12 protein-coding genes are annotated in these 17399 nt (G+C 75.7%); 3 read left to right on the top strand and 9 right to left on the bottom strand.

Annotation, left to right across the window (positions count from 1 at the left end; all coding sequences use genetic code 11):
- Positions 1-156: 156 nt before the first annotated feature.
- The 4 genes from ACWFNE_RS13710 to serS all read right to left on the bottom strand — a co-directional run bounded on the left by ACWFNE_RS13710 (position 157) and on the right by serS (position 4895).
- Entirely contained in the window at positions 157-1527 is a 1371-nt protein-coding gene (locus ACWFNE_RS13710; RefSeq protein ID WP_452122988.1) for an ABC transporter substrate-binding protein, read from the bottom strand.
- A gap of 196 nt (positions 1528-1723) precedes the next feature.
- Positions 1724-2773 (bottom strand): LacI family DNA-binding transcriptional regulator, encoded by a 1050-nt coding sequence (locus ACWFNE_RS13705; protein ID WP_452122987.1) that lies wholly within the window; start codon positions 2771-2773, stop codon positions 1724-1726.
- Positions 2774-2811: 38 nt separating this feature from the next.
- Complete coding sequence (locus ACWFNE_RS13700) at positions 2812-3624, bottom strand: HAD family hydrolase (protein ID WP_452122986.1); 813 nt, start codon at positions 3622-3624, stop codon at positions 2812-2814.
- Positions 3621-4895 carry a serine--tRNA ligase gene (serS, locus tag ACWFNE_RS13695; protein WP_452122985.1) on the bottom strand — a complete coding sequence of 425 codons (1275 nt, stop codon included), beginning with the start codon at positions 4893-4895 and terminating at the stop codon, positions 3621-3623. The genes ACWFNE_RS13700 and serS overlap by 4 nt, the downstream gene beginning before the upstream one ends.
- A gap of 154 nt (positions 4896-5049) precedes the next feature.
- On the opposite strand from serS, the gene ACWFNE_RS13690 reads away from it, so the two are divergent.
- A complete protein-coding gene (locus ACWFNE_RS13690; RefSeq protein ID WP_452122984.1) occupies positions 5050-6237 on the top strand; it encodes a diacylglycerol/lipid kinase family protein in 1188 nt (395 codons plus the stop codon).
- Positions 6238-6310: 73 nt separating this feature from the next.
- Here ACWFNE_RS13690 and pheA read toward each other — a convergent pair whose 3' ends face one another.
- Positions 6311-7279 carry a prephenate dehydratase gene (gene pheA / locus ACWFNE_RS13685; protein ID WP_452122983.1) on the bottom strand — a complete coding sequence of 323 codons (969 nt, stop codon included), beginning with the start codon at positions 7277-7279 and terminating at the stop codon, positions 6311-6313.
- Between the two features lie 177 nt (positions 7280-7456).
- Between pheA and ACWFNE_RS13680 the strand changes: the two genes are divergently transcribed.
- On the top strand, positions 7457-10126 hold the full coding sequence (locus ACWFNE_RS13680) for a hypothetical protein (protein ID WP_452122982.1): 2670 nt from the start codon (positions 7457-7459) through the stop codon (positions 10124-10126).
- Here the strand turns inward: ACWFNE_RS13680 and ACWFNE_RS13675 are convergent.
- Both ACWFNE_RS13675 and ACWFNE_RS13670 read right to left on the bottom strand, forming a co-directional pair.
- Positions 10089-10823: a glycosyltransferase family 2 protein gene (locus tag ACWFNE_RS13675; protein ID WP_452123122.1), complete on the bottom strand. Its 735-nt coding sequence runs from the start codon at positions 10821-10823 to the stop codon at positions 10089-10091. The genes ACWFNE_RS13680 and ACWFNE_RS13675 overlap by 38 nt on opposite strands.
- Before the next feature lie 412 nt (positions 10824-11235).
- Positions 11236-12060, bottom strand: coding sequence for a DUF5926 family protein (locus tag ACWFNE_RS13670; protein ID WP_452122981.1), 825 nt, complete (start codon positions 12058-12060; stop codon positions 11236-11238).
- 92 nt (positions 12061-12152) lie between these two features.
- Here ACWFNE_RS13670 and pgm point away from each other — a divergent pair, with 92 nt between their 5' ends.
- Positions 12153-13853: a phosphoglucomutase (alpha-D-glucose-1,6-bisphosphate-dependent) gene (gene pgm / locus ACWFNE_RS13665; protein ID WP_452122980.1), complete on the top strand. Its 1701-nt coding sequence runs from the start codon at positions 12153-12155 to the stop codon at positions 13851-13853.
- Between the two features lie 104 nt (positions 13854-13957).
- Here pgm and ACWFNE_RS13660 read toward each other — a convergent pair whose 3' ends face one another.
- Together ACWFNE_RS13660 and ACWFNE_RS13655 are read right to left on the bottom strand one after the other, a co-directional pair.
- Complete coding sequence (locus ACWFNE_RS13660; protein ID WP_452122979.1) at positions 13958-15667, bottom strand: benzoate/H(+) symporter BenE family transporter; 1710 nt, start codon at positions 15665-15667, stop codon at positions 13958-13960.
- A gap of 136 nt (positions 15668-15803) precedes the next feature.
- Entirely contained in the window at positions 15804-17300 is a 1497-nt protein-coding gene (locus ACWFNE_RS13655; RefSeq protein WP_452122978.1) for a calcium-binding protein, read from the bottom strand.
- Between the last annotated feature and the right edge of the window lie 99 nt (positions 17301-17399).

Raw genomic sequence — 17399 nt, 5'->3', positions numbered from 1 at the left:
AACCCCAGCGTTTCCTCCCTCCCTCCCCTCCGAACCACCAACGGCGGCGGACACGGCGGGTCGGTGGGCGTGCGGGGGCTGGCTCCCGGGGGGGGGCCCCCCCCCCGCGGCCTGGTGCGTGGCCTCCGCGGTCCGGGCGGACCTAGGAGGCGACGGTCACGAGGTCGGCCAGGAGGCCTCGATCGCGGACAGCACGTCCTCGTCGGACTTGTCGTTGGCGACCCACGCCGTCATCTCCGTCCAGAACGACCCGGTGCCGACGGCACCCGGCATCTGGTCGGAGCCGTCGAAGCGGAACGTGTACTCGTCGCTCGTGAGGAGCTCGAACGCCAGCTTGTCGATCGGGGACTTGATGAGCTCCGGGTCGAGGCCGTTGTTCGCCGAGAACCAGCCCTGCGCGGTGACGCTGGCCTTGGAGTTGGCCCACTCGGGGCTCGACAGGAACGCCTGGAACGCCGCGACCTCGGGACGGTCGCTGAACGCCGTCACGAACTCGCCGGCGCCGAGCAGCGGCTTGTCGTCCTCGGACACGCCGGGCAGGTAGAACGCGTAGACGTCACCGTCCTCGGCGACCTCGAGGCTCTCGTCCCAGTTGGCCTGGTAGAAGTTCGCGGCGCGGTGCATCCAGCACGTGCCGTCGGGGATGCCGTTGCCGGACTCGTTCCACGCCGCCGTCGCGATCGACTGGACGTTGCCGAGACCGCCGTTGACGTACTCGTCGTTCTTGAGGATCTCCCCGACCGTGCCGAGCGCCTCGACGATCTGCGGGTCGTCGAACGGGATCTCGTGGTTGACCCACTGGTCGTACACGTCGGCGCCGGCGGTGCGGAGCACGACGTCCTCGAGCCAGTCGGTGGCCGGCCAGCCGGTGGCGTCACCGGACTCGATGCCGGCGCACCACGGGATGCCGTTGCCGTCGTCGACGATCTGCTGGCTCAGGTCCATGAGCTCGCCCCAGGTCGTCGGGATCTCGTAGCCGGCGTCCTCGAACGCGGAGGGCGAGTACCAGACGAACGACTTCACGTTCGCGCCGAGCGGGGTCGCGTAGAGCGTCCCGTCGACGGTCCCGTAGTTGACCCACTCCGGGGTGTAGAACTCGTTCGCGTTCGCGATGACGTCCTCGGGCGCCGCGACGACCTGGTCCGGGAAGTCCGCGACGAGCGACTTGAGGAAGCCGGGCTGCGGGACGTACGCGATGTCCGGCGGGTTGCCGGCGGTGAGCCGCACGGGCAGCTGCGCCTCGAACTCGCGCGAGCCCTCGTAGGCGATCTCGACGCCGGTGCAGTCGACGAACGGCTGGTAGGAGTTGATCTGCTCCTCCGACTCGGGGTCGACGATCGAGGTGTAGACGGAGACCGTCTTGCCGGAGAGGTCGCCGTACTGCTCGTAGGCGCTGCAGTCGGTGTCGCTCGCGCTCGCCTCGGGGCTCGCGCCGTCGTCACCGCCCGAGCACGCCGCCAGGAGGAGGGTGAGGCCCGCCCCCGCTGCCACTGCCGCGGTCCCGCGGCGCCTGCGCATGCCGTTCATCTGACCTCCACGTCGTTGTGCGTCACGGGCGGCCCGCACCGACGTGCGTCCTCGGCGCCCGCAACCTTGCTGATGATGCAAGCGTTTACATTCCCTTGCCGCAAGCCGAAACCCCAGATCAACGGGTCACGATTGCGTCACGAACCGGACGACTCGCCCGGGTGCACCGGCCGCCCACCGGGTGCTCACCAGCTCCTCACCGCCCGGCACTCAACCTTTCGGCACGGGCGAGGATCCCGACGCGCGGGGCGGCGGTCGACGAGCGCACGAGCAGCTCCGTGCCGAACACCATGTCCCCCGGCGGCAGCGGCTCCCCCGAGACCCGGTCGAGCAGCACGCGCGCCGCCGCGCCGCCCTGCTGCACCGCGGGCTGGACCATCGTCGTGAGGCCGACGAGCTCGCCGAGCGCGTGCCCGTCGACACCGACGACCGACAGGTCCTCGGGCACGCGCAGACCGCGGTCGCGCGCCGCGAGCACGACACCCATCGCCATCTCGTCGGACGCCGCGAAGACCGCCGTCACGTCGGGGCGCCGGTCGAGCAGCACGTGCGTCGACGCCCGGCCGCCGTCCACGTCGTAGCGCCCGTCGACCTGGAGGTCCGGTTCCACCGGCAGGCCCACGTCCGCGAGCGCACCCGCCCACCCCGCACGGCGCCACCACGACGGCGCCGACGGCCCGTCGTCGACCACCGCGCCCGTGACGTGCCCGACGACGCGGTGCCCGAGGTCGAGCAGGTGCTGCGTCGCGGCCCGGGCCGTGCGCGCGTCGTCGAGGCGCACGACCACGTGCCCCGGTGCACCCGAGCCGACGAACACCACGGGCACCCCGAGGTCCTCGACGACCCGCACCTCGTCGGGCACGAGCGGGCCGCCGACGACGATCACGCCGTCGACCCGGCGGCGCAGCGCCCCCGGGTCGAGCCGGCGCCGCGGCCGCTCGCGCTCCATGTCGAACGTGTGCAGCAGCGCGTCGTACCCGTGCTCCCGCAGCGCCTGCTCGGCGCCCTCGATGACCTCGGCGTGGAACCAGTGGTTGACCCACGGCGAGATGATCCCGACCGTGCGGGTGCGGCCCGTCGCGAGGCTCGCGGCCGTCGGCGACGCGACGTACCCGAGCTCGTGGGCGACCGCCAGCACGTGGTCGCGGGTCGCGGGGGCGACGCCCGGGATCCCGCGCAGCGCGCGCGACACGGTCGCCGTGGAGACCCCGGCGACCCGGGCCACGTCCTCGATGCCGTGCGCCATGTCAGGGATTGTCCACCCCGGCGGCCGACGACGGCTCGTCAGGCGAGCAGGCTCCGCAGCACCTCGAGCGCGCCGTCGTCGTCGATCGTGCCGGTCACCTCGTCGGCGGCGGCCCGGACGGCGTCCGCGGCGTGCCCCATCGCGACGCCCCGTGCGGCCCAGCGCAGCATCTCGAGGTCGTTGTTGCCGTCGCCGATCGCCACGGTCGCGAACGGCTCGACGCCGAGCGCCCGCCGCAGCTCCTCGAGCGCCGTGCCCTTGGACACCCCGCCCGGCGACAGGTCGAGCCACGCCGACCAGCCCACCGCGTACGACACCTCGTGCAGGCCGACCCGCTCGACGAGGGCGTGGAACTCCTGCGGCGTGCCGTGCGGGTCGCGCATGACGACGCGGGTCACCGGCTCGCTGCACAGCTCCTCGAACGACACCACGCGGTGCTCGCCCTGGAGCTCCTCGGCGGGGAACGGCGCGCTGACGCGGAACCCGGTGCCGACGTCCTCGACCGCGTACAGCGCGTCGGGCATCTCGAGCCGGAGCACCCGCAGCACGGGCTCGGGGTCGAAGCGGATGACCTCGGTCACCTCGTACCCGGCGCCGAGCGACGGGTCGAGCCGCAGCGTGACGGCGCCGTTCGACGCGATCACCCAGCCCGTGTCGAGGCCGAGGTCCTGCGCGACGGGCACCGCCGAGATCGCCGAGCGCCCGGTCGCGAGCACGACGTGCGCACCCGCGTCCCGCAGCGCGTGCACGGCCTCGCGCACCTCGGGCGAGATGACGCCCGCGTAGGACATCAGGGTCCCGTCGACGTCGAGGGCGACGAGGCTGCTCGCCACGCTGCGGGTGTGGCTCATCGCACCGGCTCCAGGGTCTCGAGCCCGCCGAGGTACGGGCGCAGCCCCGCGGGGACGCGCACCGAGCCGTCGGGCTGTTGGTGGTTCTCCAGGATCGCGACGATCCAGCGGGTCGTCGCGAGCGTGCCGTTGAGCGTCGCCACGGGCCGGACCTCGCCGCCCGCGGTGCGCTCGCGGACGCCCAGGCGCCGGGCCTGGAACGTCGTGCAGTTCGAGGTCGACGTGAGCTCGAGCCAGCGCTCCTGCGTGGGCAGCCACGCCTCGCAGTCGAACTTGCGGGCGGCGCTCGACCCGAGGTCGCCCGCCGCGGTGTCGATGACCCGGTACGGCAGCTCGGCGAGGGCGAGCATCTGCTCCTCCCAGCCGAGGATGCGCCGGTGCTCGTCGGCGGCGTCCTCGACCGTGGTCCAGCTGAACGCCTCGACCTTGTGGAACTGGTGCACGCGGATGATGCCGCGGGTGTCCTTGCCGTACGAGCCGGCCTCGCGGCGGTAGCAGGCCGACCAGCCCGCGTACCGCTTGGGCCCCGCGGTCAGGTCGAGGATCTCGCCCGAGTGGTACCCGGCGAGCGCGACCTCGCTGGTGCCCACGAGGTACAGGTCGTCGGCCTCGAGCCGGTAGACCTCGTCGGCGTGCGCACCGAGGAACCCGGTGCCGGCCATGACCTCCGGCTTGACCAGCGTCGGGGTGATGACGGGCGTGAACCCCGCACCGAGAGCCAGGTCGACGGCCGCGTTGAGCAGCGCGAGCTCGAGCCGCGCCCCGATCCCCGTGAGGTAGTAGAACCGGGCGCCCGAGACCTTGGCGCCGCGCTCGGTGTCGATCGCCGCGAGCCGCTCCCCGAGGTCGAGGTGGTCGCGCGGCGTGAAGCCCTCGGCGGCGAAGTCCCGCGGGCTCCCCTCGTGCCGCAGCACCACGTAGTCGGCCTCGCCGCCGGGCGGGACGCCGTCCTCGATCACGTTGCCGATGCTGCGGGCGAGGTCCGTGGCGACCCGCTCCGCCTCGTCGGCCTCCGCCTGGAGCGCCTTGACGCGCTCCGAGAGCGCCTTGGCGTGCGCGAGGAGCTCGGCCTTCTCGTCGCCCTGCGCGGCCGCGACCTTCTTGCCGTGCTGCTTCTGCTCGGCGCGCAGCTGCTCGAACTCGGTGAGGGCCGCCCGGCGCCGGGAGTCCGTCTCGAGCACCCGGTCGACGAGGTCGGGGTCGTCGCCGCGCGCACGCTGGCTGGCACGGACGAGCTCGGGGTCCTCCCGCAGGAGTCGAAGGTCGATCACCGTCCGAGCGTATCGAGAGGTCCGACGACTGCGTCACGGGCATAACGGACGGGTCGTCGGCGCGGCAGCCCCGACCGCACCTTCGGGACGTGACCTGCGCCTCGAAGGTGCGCCGCCGCGCGCGCGCCGGCGCACCTGCCCCTAGGTTGACCGCATGACATGGGAGGGCTGGCTCGCGCTCGCGGCCGCACTGATCGCGACGGTCTCGCTCGGGCTCGGGCTCTCGCTGCGCCGGAGGCAGCGGGACGTGCAGGCGAGCGTCGAGACCGCACGCGCCGAGACCCGCGAGGTCGCCGAGGCCGCGGAGGCGCAGCGACCGCTCGTCGCGTTCGTGGCGAACCCGTCGAAGCCCGACGTGGCCGCCCTGCGCGACGGCGTCGTGCGCGCGGTCACCGAGCGCGGGTACCCCGAGCCGCTGTGGATCGAGACGAGCGTCGAGGACCCGGGCGTCGGGCAGACCCGCGAGGCCGTCGAGCGCGGCGCCAAGGTCGTCGTCGCGGTCGGCGGCGACGGCACGGTCCGCGCGGTCGCCGAGGGGCTCGTCGGCACCGGGGTGCCGATGGCCCTCCTGCCGTCCGGCACCGGGAACCTGCTCGCGCGCAACCTCGACATCCCCGTGACCGACGCCCCCGAGGCCCTGCGCATCGCGCTCGCGGGGCAGGACAAGACGATCGACGTGGGCTGGCTGCGGATCACGAAGTTCGCGCCCGAGGGCGAGGGCGTCGAGGACCCGCCCGCGCCCCCCGGCACCCCGAAGCACGAGCCGATCGACACGACCTCGGAGACGACGCCCGAGGCGCCGGCCGACCAGGACCACATCTTCCTCGTGATCGCCGGGCTCGGGTTCGACGCCGCGATGGTCGCCGACACCGACGACAACCTCAAGGCGCGCGTCGGCTGGATGGCCTACTTCGTGTCCGGCATCAAGCACCTGCACGGCCGCCGCCTGCGCACGATGGTCCGCCTCGACGACCACCAGCCCACCCCGGTGCGGCTGCGCAGCCTGCTCATCGGCAACTGCGGCAAGCTCCCCGGCGGCATCACCCTGCTGCCCGACGCGGTGCTCGACGACGGCTGGCTCGACATCGCCGCGATCGACACCCGCGCCGGGGTCGCCGGCTGGGCGCAGCTGCTCGGCGAGGTCGCGCTGCAGGGCGTCGGGGTCAAGACCGACCTGCCCAACAAGATCGGGCGCATCGACCACGCGCGGGCGCGCAAGATCAAGGTGCGCGTCTCGGGCGGCGAGCACGTGCAGGTCGACGGCGACCTCGTGGGCCGCGCGCTCGAGATCACCGCGCGCGTCGACAAGGGCGCGCTCGTGGTGCGGGTCCCGAGCCTCTGACGGTTCCGGGGGCGGCTCGCCGGCCGGCCGCGCGCCGGGAGCCGGCCGGCCCGGGACCGGGGACTGCCCCGCGTCAGACGACCTCGCCGCGCCGGAGCGTCGCGAGCCACCCGCGCGCGTCGCGGAAGTCCCCGTCTGCGGTCCCGGTGTGGACGTCGGCCGGGACGCCGTCGGCCCGCGGGTACGAGCCGAGGAACCGCACGTGCGGGCACACCCGGTGCAGCCCCATGAGCGCCTCGCCCATGCGCTCCTCCGCGATGTGCCCCTCGGCGTCCATCGAGAACGAGTAGCGGCCGAGCTCGTCGCCGATGGGGCGGGACTCGATGCGCGAGAGGTTCACGCCGCGCACCGCGAGCTGCTCGAGCATCGTGAGCAGGGCGCCGGCCTCGTTGCTCGGCAGGTGCACGACGATCGTCGTCTTGTCGGCGCCCGTCGGCGGCGGGACCTCGCCCGGGCGGCCGATCACGACGAAGCGCGTCACGGCGTTGTCGTGGTCGGCGACGTCCGCGGCGAGGGTGTGCAGGCCGTAGTGCTGGACCGCGGGCGGCGGGACGAGCGCCGCGTCGAACCCCGGGCCGTCGGGTCCGCTGACGGGGCGCCCGGTCGCGACCTGCTCGGCGATGAGCGAGGCCGGAGCCGTGTTCGACGTCGCGGGCACGTGCACGACGTCGGGCAGGTTCTCCGCGAGCCAGCGCCGGCACAGCGCCCACGCGTGCGGGTGCGCGCTCAGGCGGCGCACCCCGTCCAGCGTGACGCCCGGCCCGGCGGCGAGCGTGAACCCCACGGGCACGAGGACCTCGCGCAGCAGCACGAGCGGCGAGCCGACCGCGAGCGCGTCGAGCGTCGCGGTCACGCCGCCCTCGGCGGTGCTCTCGATCGCCACGACCGCCCGGTCCGCGGACCCGGTGCGCACCGCCTCGATCGCCGAGACCACGTCGGCCTGCGGCAGGTACTGCGCCTCGTCGGGGCTCACGACCTGACGCAGCGCGGCCTCGGTGAACGTCCCGGCGGGGCCGAGATAGGCGTAGCGCAGGGCGGCCATGCGGGGTCCTCCGTGGTGCTCGGCTGTCGGTCGGGGCGCCGGTGCACGCCCGCGCGTGCGGAGCGGACGTGGACGTCCCGTGCACGCGTGGGGGGTGGTCGTGGACGTCCCGGGCGGTCGTGGGGCGACGGCAGGGCCACCGGCCCGACGAGCCTAGTGCGACCGTAGGCTGGACCGGTGCCCCTCCCCCTCGACGTGCGCCCGACCCTGCCGGCGCGTGCCCCGCGCACCGGCCGGAGGTGGGCCGCCGGCCGGGCCCTCGTCGGGGTCCTGGCCGCGGTGCTGACGGTGGCCCCGGCGCTCGGCCTCGCCGCCGCGGCCGGTGCGACCACCGCCGTCCCCGCCGACGCACCCGCCGTGGTCCCGGCGGCCGCACCCGTCGCCGTCCGCGAGGACGCGCCGCCGGTCGTCCTCGTCGGGACGACGGGGCTGCGCTGGGACGACCTCGGCTCGCTCACGACCCCGGCGCTCTGGACCCTCTCGCGCGAGGGCGCCGTCGGGACGGTCGCCGTGCGCAGCATCCGCACGTCCGCGTGCCCCGCGGACGGCTGGCTCGCGGTGTCCGCGGGCAACCGCGCGGGCGACCTGCTCGTCGAGGACGGCACGTGCCGGCGCCTGCGCGAGCCCCTGCCCGGTTCGGCCGTCCCCGGCTGGGCGGACTACGTCGAGTCGGCGGAGCTCGCGTCGTACGACGCGCAGCTCGGGATGCTCGGCGACACCCTCGTGAAGGGCGGCGCGCAGGCCGTCGGCATCGGCCCCGGCGCCGCCCTCGCGCTCGCGGGGTCCGACGGCGTGCCCGTCGGCGAGCACCTCGCCTCCCCCGTCGACCCGGACGACCTCGAGCGCCGCGCCGAGGGCGCCCTCGAGACCGCGGACCTGCTGGTCGTCGACGTCGGCTCGGTGCGCGACCCCGGCTACGCCACCCGGACCCGGCCCGCGAGCGACCCCGCGCTCGACGGTGCCGAGGGCGCCGGCACCGAGGGCGACCCGTCGCTCGACGAGGTGCTCGGCACCGACGCCGTGACCGAGCCGACCCGCGGCGAGCAGGCGCAGGCGATCGACGCCCGCGTGCGCGCAGTGCTCGACGCGGTCGAGGACTCGCGCACCGACGCGACCGTGCTCGTGGTCTCGCTCGCGGACTCCCGGCGCAAGGCGTCGCTGCAGCTCGCTGCGGCGACCGGGCCCGTGGTGACCGGCGACGGCCGCTACGCCGACGCGTTCCTGGTCTCCGGCTCGACGCGCCAGCCCGGGTACGTGCAGACGACCGACGTGACACCGACGCTGCTCACGGGGCTCGGGCTGAGCGACGTCGCGCCGAGCGGTGTCGTCGTCGGCTCCCCGATCGTCACCACCGGCGGGCTCACGCTCGCGAGCGAGCGCGTCGGCGCGCTGATCGACGCCAACCGCCACGCGCTCGCGACGCAGCCGCTCACGGGGCAGGTGTACCTCGTGCTCGTCGGCATCAACCTGGTGCTCTACGCGCTCGTGTCCGTCGGGCTCAACGGGCGCGTGCTCGACTGGCTGCGCCGCACCGTCGCCCGGCACTGGCCCGGCCGCGGCCGCCGGCTCGTCGCCGCGACGACCCGCCCCGCCACGGTCCTGCGCCAGCTGCGCCTCGCCGGGGTCGCGGTCGCCACCTACCCGGTCGCGACGTTCCTCGCGAACCTGTCGCCGTGGTGGCGCGCGCCGGCCCCGTCGTACGCGCTGGCCGGGCTCGTCGTCGCGTGGATCACCGTCCTCACCGGCCTCGCCCTGCTGCCGCGCTGGGGTCGCTGGCCGCTCGGACCGCTCGGCGTCGTCTCCGCGGTCACCGCGCTGGTCCTCACGGTCGACGTCGCGACCGGCGCCCGGCTGCAGCTCGCCGCCCCGATGGGTGTCCTGCCGCAGGTCGCGGGCCGGTTCTACGGGTTCAACAACACGGCCTTCTCGCTGTTCGCCGCCGCGAGCATCCTCCTGACGGTCGCGATCACGAACCCGCTCGTCGCACGCGGGCGCCGCCGCCTCGCCGCCGCCGTCGTCGCGGTGGTCGGCGTCACGGCGACCGTGCTCGACGGGCTGCCCGGCATCGGCGCGGACTTCGGCGGCCCGCCCGCGCTCGTCCCCGGGTTCGCGGTCCTCGCGCTCCTCGCGGCCGGCGTCCGCCTCACGTGGTGGCGCTCGCTCGCGGTGCTCGCCGCCGGCGCGCTCACCGTCACGTCGTTCGCGGTGCTCGACTGGCTGCGCCCCCCGGACGACCGCACGCACCTCGGGCGGTTCGTCGCGACCGTGCTCGACGGCGGGCTCCTGCCCGTCGTGACCCGCAAGCTGCAGCAGAACCTCGACAACCTCGTCGGGAGCGAGCTCACGCTGCTCGCGGCCGGCGGGCTGCTGCTGCTCCTGCTCGTGCTCGGCCGCCCCGTGCGCACCGCCGTCGGGGCACCGGACGGCGGCGCCTACGGGTGGCTGTCGTCGGGGGCGCCGCTGACCCGCCTCGGGACCGACGCCCCGATGCTGCGACCCGGGCTGGTCGCGCTCGCGGTGACGCTCGGCATCGGCTTCGCGCTCAACGACTCGGGCGTGCTCATCCCGGCTATGGGCGGCGCGCTCGCGGTGCCGCTGCTCGTGGCGGCGTGCGCGAGCTGGATGCTCACGCTGTCGCCGGGGGCGCCCGGGGGTCCGGCCGCCACGCCCGGTGGCGACGGGCTCGGGTCGGGCGACGCGGCCGGTGCGCGCGGCGCGGCTGGACCGGGCGGCGCGGCCGGGCCCGGCGACGGGACCACGGTCGCTGCACCGGGAGGCACGAGCCGGGCCGAGGACGGCCCGGACGACCTCAGCGGTGCGTCCGAGGGGGCCGCGGCCCGGGGTTGACGGTCGAGCGCACCGCGCCCGCGGCCCGCCGCACGCGGCGGGCGTTCACGGCGAGCTGGACGTCCCGGTACTGCGCGGCCCGGTGGAGCTGACCCTTGAGGTCGGTGCCCGAGGGGCGGTGCCGCAGGTCGCACGGGACCTCGACGGCGACGAAGCCCTGCCGCAGCAGGTCGATCGTCATCCCGGTCTCGACGCCCCACCCGCGTGCGAGCGGCGTCGCGGCCTCGAACGCCTCGCGCGTGAGGCAGCGCATCCCGGACAGCGGCTGCGTCGGCGTCCAGCCGGTCATGGCGGCGATCGCGCGGCGTGCGGCCCCGACGACGATGCCGCGCCCGCCCGCACCCGGCTGGGGCGGCAGCAGCGCGATCGAGAAGTCGGCCGAGCGCTCGAGCACCGGCGGGACCAGGGGCGCGGTGTTGACCGCGGTGTCGCCGAGGTCGCCGTCGATGAAGAGCAGGAGGCGCGGCGGGCGGTCCGGGGCGTCGCGCATCGCGACGACGGCGGCCCCCGTCTCCATCGCGGCGGCCTTGCCCCGGTTGTGGGAGTGGCGCACGACGACCGCGCCGGCCTCGCGCGCGACGTGCTGGGTGTTGTCCTCGGAGCCGTCGTCGACGACGAGGACGAGGTCGACGTGCGGGATCGCGCGCGCCGAGCGGACCGTCGCGGCGATGCGGCGGGCCTCGTCCTTGGCCGGGATGACGACCGCGACGCGCTGGCGCGAGCGTGCGCCGGGGACCTTCGTGGTGGGGCTCGTGAGCGGCTCGCCCGCCCGGGGAGCACGACCCGGGGCCGTGCTGCGGGACGGCTCGCCGTCGGCGGAGGTGCGCGCCGCTCCGGTGGCACCCGCCGTCCCGGCGGACCTCGCGACGGGCGGGGTCGCTGCCGTCGTGGAGCCGCCGCGCGGCAGGTCGCGCGCCACGCCGTCGGGGCCGGGCCGCTCGCCCCGGGGAGTCGTCACGGGCGCCTCGTGGTCAATGGCTTCCCCGCGCGTCCCGGTCACGGGCGTCAGCCTAGCGAGCCGCCGCGGGGTGTGCCGCCCGCGCCGCCGAATCACCCGCGCGGGGCGGGCGGGCGGCCGGGCGGCACACGCCAGGGTACGGACCTGCTGGTCAGCGCAGCGTGACCTGGCGGGCGACGAGCCCGGCGCGGGCGCGGCGGGCGTTCGCGTCGAGCGGCGCGGTGTCGGCGAGGGCGGCCTCGAAGCGGGGCGCGAACTCGGCGACCGGCTTCTCGAGCTCCTCGGCCTCGGTGCCGCGCGCGAGCTCCCAGACGGGCACGACGAGCCCGCTCGAGCGGAAGTAGCCGACGAACTTCGCGTCGTCGAACCCGGACTCGCGGCGCGCGTGCAGACGGGCGAGCGCGTCGAGGACCTGCTGCTCGTCGTGCGGCTGCGCCCAGCGCAGGAACTCGCGCGAACCGAGCCGCGCCCAGTACGCCGAGTCGACCGACGTGAGCCGGACCGTCTCGACGATCCCGGCGTCGGCCTCCTCGATCGCGCCCTGGAGGTCGGTCGTCATCTCGGTGCCCGGCGCGAGCCAGTAGGAGAAGCTGGGCTGGACGGTGACCTCGAACGGGACGCCCAGGTCGAGCACGTCCTGCAGGCGCGGGCCCGGGCCGGGCAGGGCGCCGGGCTGCACCGCGGTGCCGGGCTCGACCTCGATCGCGGCGAGCAGGTGCGCGGCGAGGTCACGGCTCGCGTCGCCCGAGCCGCTCGTGGTCTGCAGCGCGAGCAGGATGACGCCGTCGGCGCGGTGCAGCGCGGGCCAGCCCATCGGCAGGACGGTCGTGACGAGCACCTCGCGCGAGCCGTGCTCGGCGGTCGTGCGGGCGGTCGCGGTCGCCGCGGGGACGACCTCCTTGAGCGCGACCCAGTCGGGCTCACCGGGGAGACCCTCGAACGGGCGCAGCACGAACGGGACAGATGCAGAGGCCATGGCGCGAGCCTACCGACGTGCGACCGGACCGGCCGCGCCACGAGCAGCGACCCCCCTGTGCCGGGCACTTCACCCGGTGGCAGGATCGGGGCATGGATCCCCGCGCAGGAACCCCGGCCCAGACCTCCGACCTCGTCGACGTCGACGCGCTGATCGGCGCGTACTACGATTGCGTGCCCGACCTCGACGACCCCGCGCAGCAGGTGGTGTTCGGCACGAGCGGGCACCGCGGGTCGAGCCTCGACGGGGCGTTCAACGAGGCGCACATCGTCGCGACGACCGCAGCGATCGTCGAGTACCGCCGCTCGCAGGGCACCGACGGCCCCCTGTACATCGGCCGTGACACGCACGCGCTGTCCCGCCCGGCGTGGGAGAGCGCGCTCGAGGTGCTCGCCGCCGCGGGCGTCCAGGTGCACGTCGACGCGCGCGACTCCTTCACGCCGACCCCGGCCGTCTCGCACGCGATCCTGCTGCACAACGGCGCGACGAGCTCGGAGGGCGTGCGGACCGGGAACGGTGGCTCCTCGCAGGGCACGGGGCTCGCGGACGGCATCGTCGTGACCCCGTCGCACAACCCGCCGCGCGACGGCGGCTTCAAGTACAACCCCCCGCACGGCGGGCCGGCCGACTCGGACGCGACGGGCTGGATCGCGGCGCGCGCCAACGAGATCCTGCGCTCCGGCGTCGGCCAGGTCGCCCGCACCCCGCTCGAGCGCGCGCTCAAGGCGGACACGACGCACACGCACGACTTCATGGCGGCGTACGTCGACGACCTCGCGAACGTGCTCGACCTCGACGCGATCCGCTCGGCGGGCGTGCGGATCGGCGCAGACCCGCTCGGTGGCGCGGCCGTCGAGTACTGGGGCGCGATCGGCGAGCGGTACGGGCTCGACCTCACGGTCGTGAACCCGCGCGTCGACCCGCAGTGGTCGTTCATGACGCTCGACTGGGACGGCAAGATCCGCATGGACTGCTCGTCGCCGTACGCGATGGCGTCGCTCGTCAACCGGATGACCGCCTCGGACGCCGGCACCGCGCCGTTCGACGTCGCGACCGGGAACGACGCCGACGCCGACCGGCACGGCATCGTCACCCCGGACGCCGGGCTGATGAACCCGAACCACTACCTCGCGGTCGCGATCCGCTACCTCTACTCGGGTGCGCGCCCGGGCTGGAACCCCGACGCGGCGATCGGCAAGACCCTGGTGTCGTCGTCGCTGATCGACCGGGTCGCCGCGTCGCTCGGCCGGCGCCTGCTCGAGGTCCCGGTGGGCTTCAAGTGGTTCGTGCCGGGCCTGCTCGACGGGTCGGTCGGCTTCGGCGGTGAGGAGTCCGCGGGGGCGTCGTTCCTGCGGCACGACGGGCGCGTGTGGACCACCGACAAGGACGGGCTCATCCTCGCGCTCCTCGCCTCGGAGATCCTCGCGACGACCGGGCGGTCGCCGTCGCAGCACCACGCGGAGCTCGTCGCCGAGTTCGGCGAGTCCTGGTACGCGCGGGTCGACGCGCCGGCCACGCTCGAGCAGAAGGCGACGCTCGGGAAGCTCTCACCCGAGCAGGTCACGGCGACGTCGCTCGCGGGCGAGGACATCACCGCGCGGCTGACCGCGGCGCCCGGCAACGGCGCGTCGATCGGCGGGCTCAAGGTGACGACGGAGAACGCGTGGTTCGCCGCACGCCCGTCGGGCACCGAGAACGTCTACAAGATCTACGCCGAGTCGTTCCGCAGCCCCGAGCACCTCGCCGAGGTGCAGGTCGCGGCGAAGGACGTCGTCTCGGACGCGCTGGGCTGAGCCCCGCCGGCGCCCCGGTCACCCCTCGCCCGACGGCGGGGCGGTGGCCGGGGCGTCGTCGTGCCCGCCCCGGGAGGGCGGCGCGCCGGCGCGCTGCGGGTCCGTCAGCCCGCGCGGTGCGGCGGCTCCTGCACGAGGTCCGCGTACTCCGGGTGCCGCTCGACGTACTCGCGCACGAACGGGCACAGCGGCACGACCGGCACGCCCTCGCTGCGGGCCTGGTCGAGGGCGAACCGGGCGAGGCTCGACCCGACGCCGTGCCCCGCCGCCGCGTCCTCGACCTCGGTGTGCGTGATCACGAGCGCGCCGCCGCGGCGCTGGTAGCCGACGAGCCCGACGAGCGCGCCCTCGGGGGTGCGCACCTCGAAGCGGCTCTCCTGGGGGACGTCGGAGTAGGTCAAATCGTCCGGGGTGAGGGTGCTCATGCGGACGATCTTGCGTCGCGCGGCCCCCGCGCGCCACGGCTGGCGACCCGGCTCGGCCGACCCGCGGCGGTCGGCCCGCGCGCGGCGGCCCAGCGTCAGCACCGCGTACGCGAACCCGCCGGCGACGAGCCCCCAGAACGGCGAGGCGACGGTCAGCACGGTGAGGCCCGAGGCGGTGACGGCGAGCGTCACGAGCGCCGCCTCCGACGTCGGCCCGTCCCCCGAGAACGCGTCCTTGGTCGCCCCGAGCAGCGCCCCCAGCAGCGCCGCGCCCGCGAGCGCCGCGACCAGGTCGCCGGGGATCGCGACGAACAGCGCCACGAGCCCGCTGCTGACCAGGCTCAGCGCGAGGTAGAACACGCCGCACCAGACGCCCGCGACGTAGCGCCGGCGCGGGTCGTGGTGCGCCTCGCGGCCCGTGCAGATGGCCGCCGTGATCGCCGCGAGGTTGATCCCGTGCGCCCCGAACGGCGCCAGCACGGTCCAGACCGCCGCGGTCGAGCCGACGAGCAGGCGGTCGTCCGGGTCGTAGCCGTCGTTGCGCAGCACCGTCAGCCCGGGCGCGTTCTGCGAGGCCATCGTGACGACGAGCAGCGGCAGCCCGATGCCGACGACCGCGCCGAGGTCGAACGTCGGCGTGGTGAGGTGCGGGCCGTCGATCCGCAGGGTCACGTGCGGGTTGCCGAGCTCACCGGTGAGGACCGCGAGGAGGACCCCCACGACGAGCCCGCCGAGCACGGCGTACCGCGGCGCGACACGGCGCCCGACGAGGAACGCCGCCACGAGCCCGCCGGCGACGAGCGGGGACGCGCCGACCGCGAGCGCCGCAGCCAGCACGAACGGCAGCAGGACGCCCGCGAGCATCGCGGAGAGGACCTGCCGCGGGACGACCGCGAGGAGCCGGCCGAACAGCCCCGAGAAGCCGAGGACCGTCGCGACCGCGCCCGCGACGAGGTAGGCGCCGACGGCGTCCGAGAACCGGTAGCCGCCGAGCGTGGTCACGAGCAGCGCCGCACCCGGGGTCGACCACGCGGTGATCACCGGCACCCGCGTCGCCCAGCTCAGCACGAGGCACGTCAGGCCGCTGCCGAACGAGATGGCCCAGACCCACGACGTCGTCTCGGCGACGCTGAGCCCGGCGCCGTCGGCGGCCTGCAGCACGATGAGGAACGGCCCGGTGTAGGAGACCAGGACCGCGACGAAGCCCGCGACGACCGCGGACACCGAGGTGTCGCGCAGCAGCGAGCGGCGGACCGGCGCGTCGGCGAGGCCCGGCGCGTAGGCGGGTGCAGCGGGCACTGCCCGCGCCCGGGCGGTGCCGTCGGGGGCGCCCGGGGTCGCCGGGTCGGGGCCCGGGGTGCGGGGCGTCGGGGGCTCGGCGGTCGCCATCGCGTCAGTCAACCCGGCGGGCTGCACCGCCGCCCCGGGCGTCCGCGATGAGGGCAGCTCCCGGCCGCGGACGGACGCCGCCGGCGCCGACGGGGACGGTCCCACCGCGGCCGGCGCGCGCGGGCCCTCCCGACGTCTACCGCCCGGCGGGCGACGCGAGCGTCGGCCGCAGCCCGCGGGGCTCGACCGCCGCCGCGGGCGCCGACGGGCCCGGCGGCACCGGGGACGGGGAGCCGGACGGGGACGGTGCGGGGACCGGGGACGGGGAGCCGGACGGCCACGGGGTCGTGGAGCCGGACGGCGACGGTGTGGGCACCGGGAACGTCGGGCGCGGGTCGGGGTCGTTGCACGAGGTGAGCGTGTCGAGCGCGTCGGCGCTGCACGTGTCGGCGCCGTCGCCGCCGTCGAGCCGGTCGTTGCCCTCGACGCCGTCGGTGCCGCGCAGCGTGTCCGACCCTCCGGCGCCGCGCAGCAGGTCGGCGCCGGGCCCGCCGACGAGCGTCTCGTCCCACCGCTCGCCGGTCAGCACGTCGTCCCCGTGGCCTCCGACGACCTCCTCGATGTCGGGCGACGCGCTCCACGGTGCGGGGACGCCCACAGCGTCGCCCTCGCCGGGTGCCCCGTCGCCACCGACGCCGTCGAGCGTGACCGTGACCGGTCCGGTGCGCGCGCCGTAGTCCGCGACGTCCCGCCCCGGGCCGCCGAGCAGCTGGTGCGCGCCGTCCGGCGCCGGGCCGGTGACGAACCGGTCGTCACCCTGCCCGCCCTCGGAGCGGCCGCTGTCGGCGCCGGCGTCGAGCACGTCGGCGCCCCAGCCGCCCTGCAGCAGGTCGTGGCCGTCGCCGCCGAGCAGCACGTCGTCGCCCTCGCCGCCTGTCAGGACGTCGTCGCCGCCGAGCCCGGACACCCGGTCGTCGCCGGCACCCGCGCAGAGGACGTCGTCGCCGGGCGTGCCGACCAGGACGTCGGGGCCGTCGGTGCCGCGGAGCGTGCAGGGGTGGCCCGGGGAGGTGTCGTAGCGCAGGTAGTCCCAGGTCGAGCTGCCCTGGTACGTCTCGAAGCCGAGCGCGACGGTGCCGGCGCCGCGCCCGGTGAGCGTGCGGTCGAGGACCGTGCGGCCGTCGACCGTGAGGCGCAGGTGCTGGCCGCGGGCCTCGAGGTGGTACCGGTGCCAGCGGTGCGTGCTGAGCGGGACGACCTCGCGGTCCTCGTACGGGTGGACCAGGCACAGCTCGCCCGCGCCGAACCCGACCTGGACGAGGTCCGTCGTGTCGCCGACCCACAGGAGCGTCGCGGGGGTCCCGGTCTGCTCGTCGAGGCAGCCCTTCGTCGAGTCGGCGCCCAGCCGCATCCGGAAGTCGACGTCCCAGCCGGTCAGGCGGTTCGCGGAGCCCGTCCACTCCGCCGGGTCGGCGTGCTCGAGCAGCATGACGAGCGTCTGCTCGCCGATGGTGGTCGCGCCGCCCCGGGTGGAGACGACGGGGTCGCCGCCGAACCCGCGCACCTGCCACGGGGCGGTGGGCGTGCGCCGGAACTCCTCGTGCTGGACGTCGCCCGCCCACGCGGGGCCGGGCGTCAGCAGCAGGGCGGCCAGCGCCGCGGCGGCGGTCAGGCCGAGCCGGGTCCGTCTCATCGTCGAGCTCCCCACGCGTCAGGTGGTGAGCACGGTAGGGGTGGCCGGACGGCGCGGCGGGGCCTTCGTCGCGTGCGAATGGGTTCACCGGGCGTGATC

Source organism: Cellulomonas sp. NPDC055163 (assembly GCF_053607065.1).
Note: the sequence above shows the minus strand (reverse complement) of the source record. Positions and strands in the feature narration are given on the sequence as shown.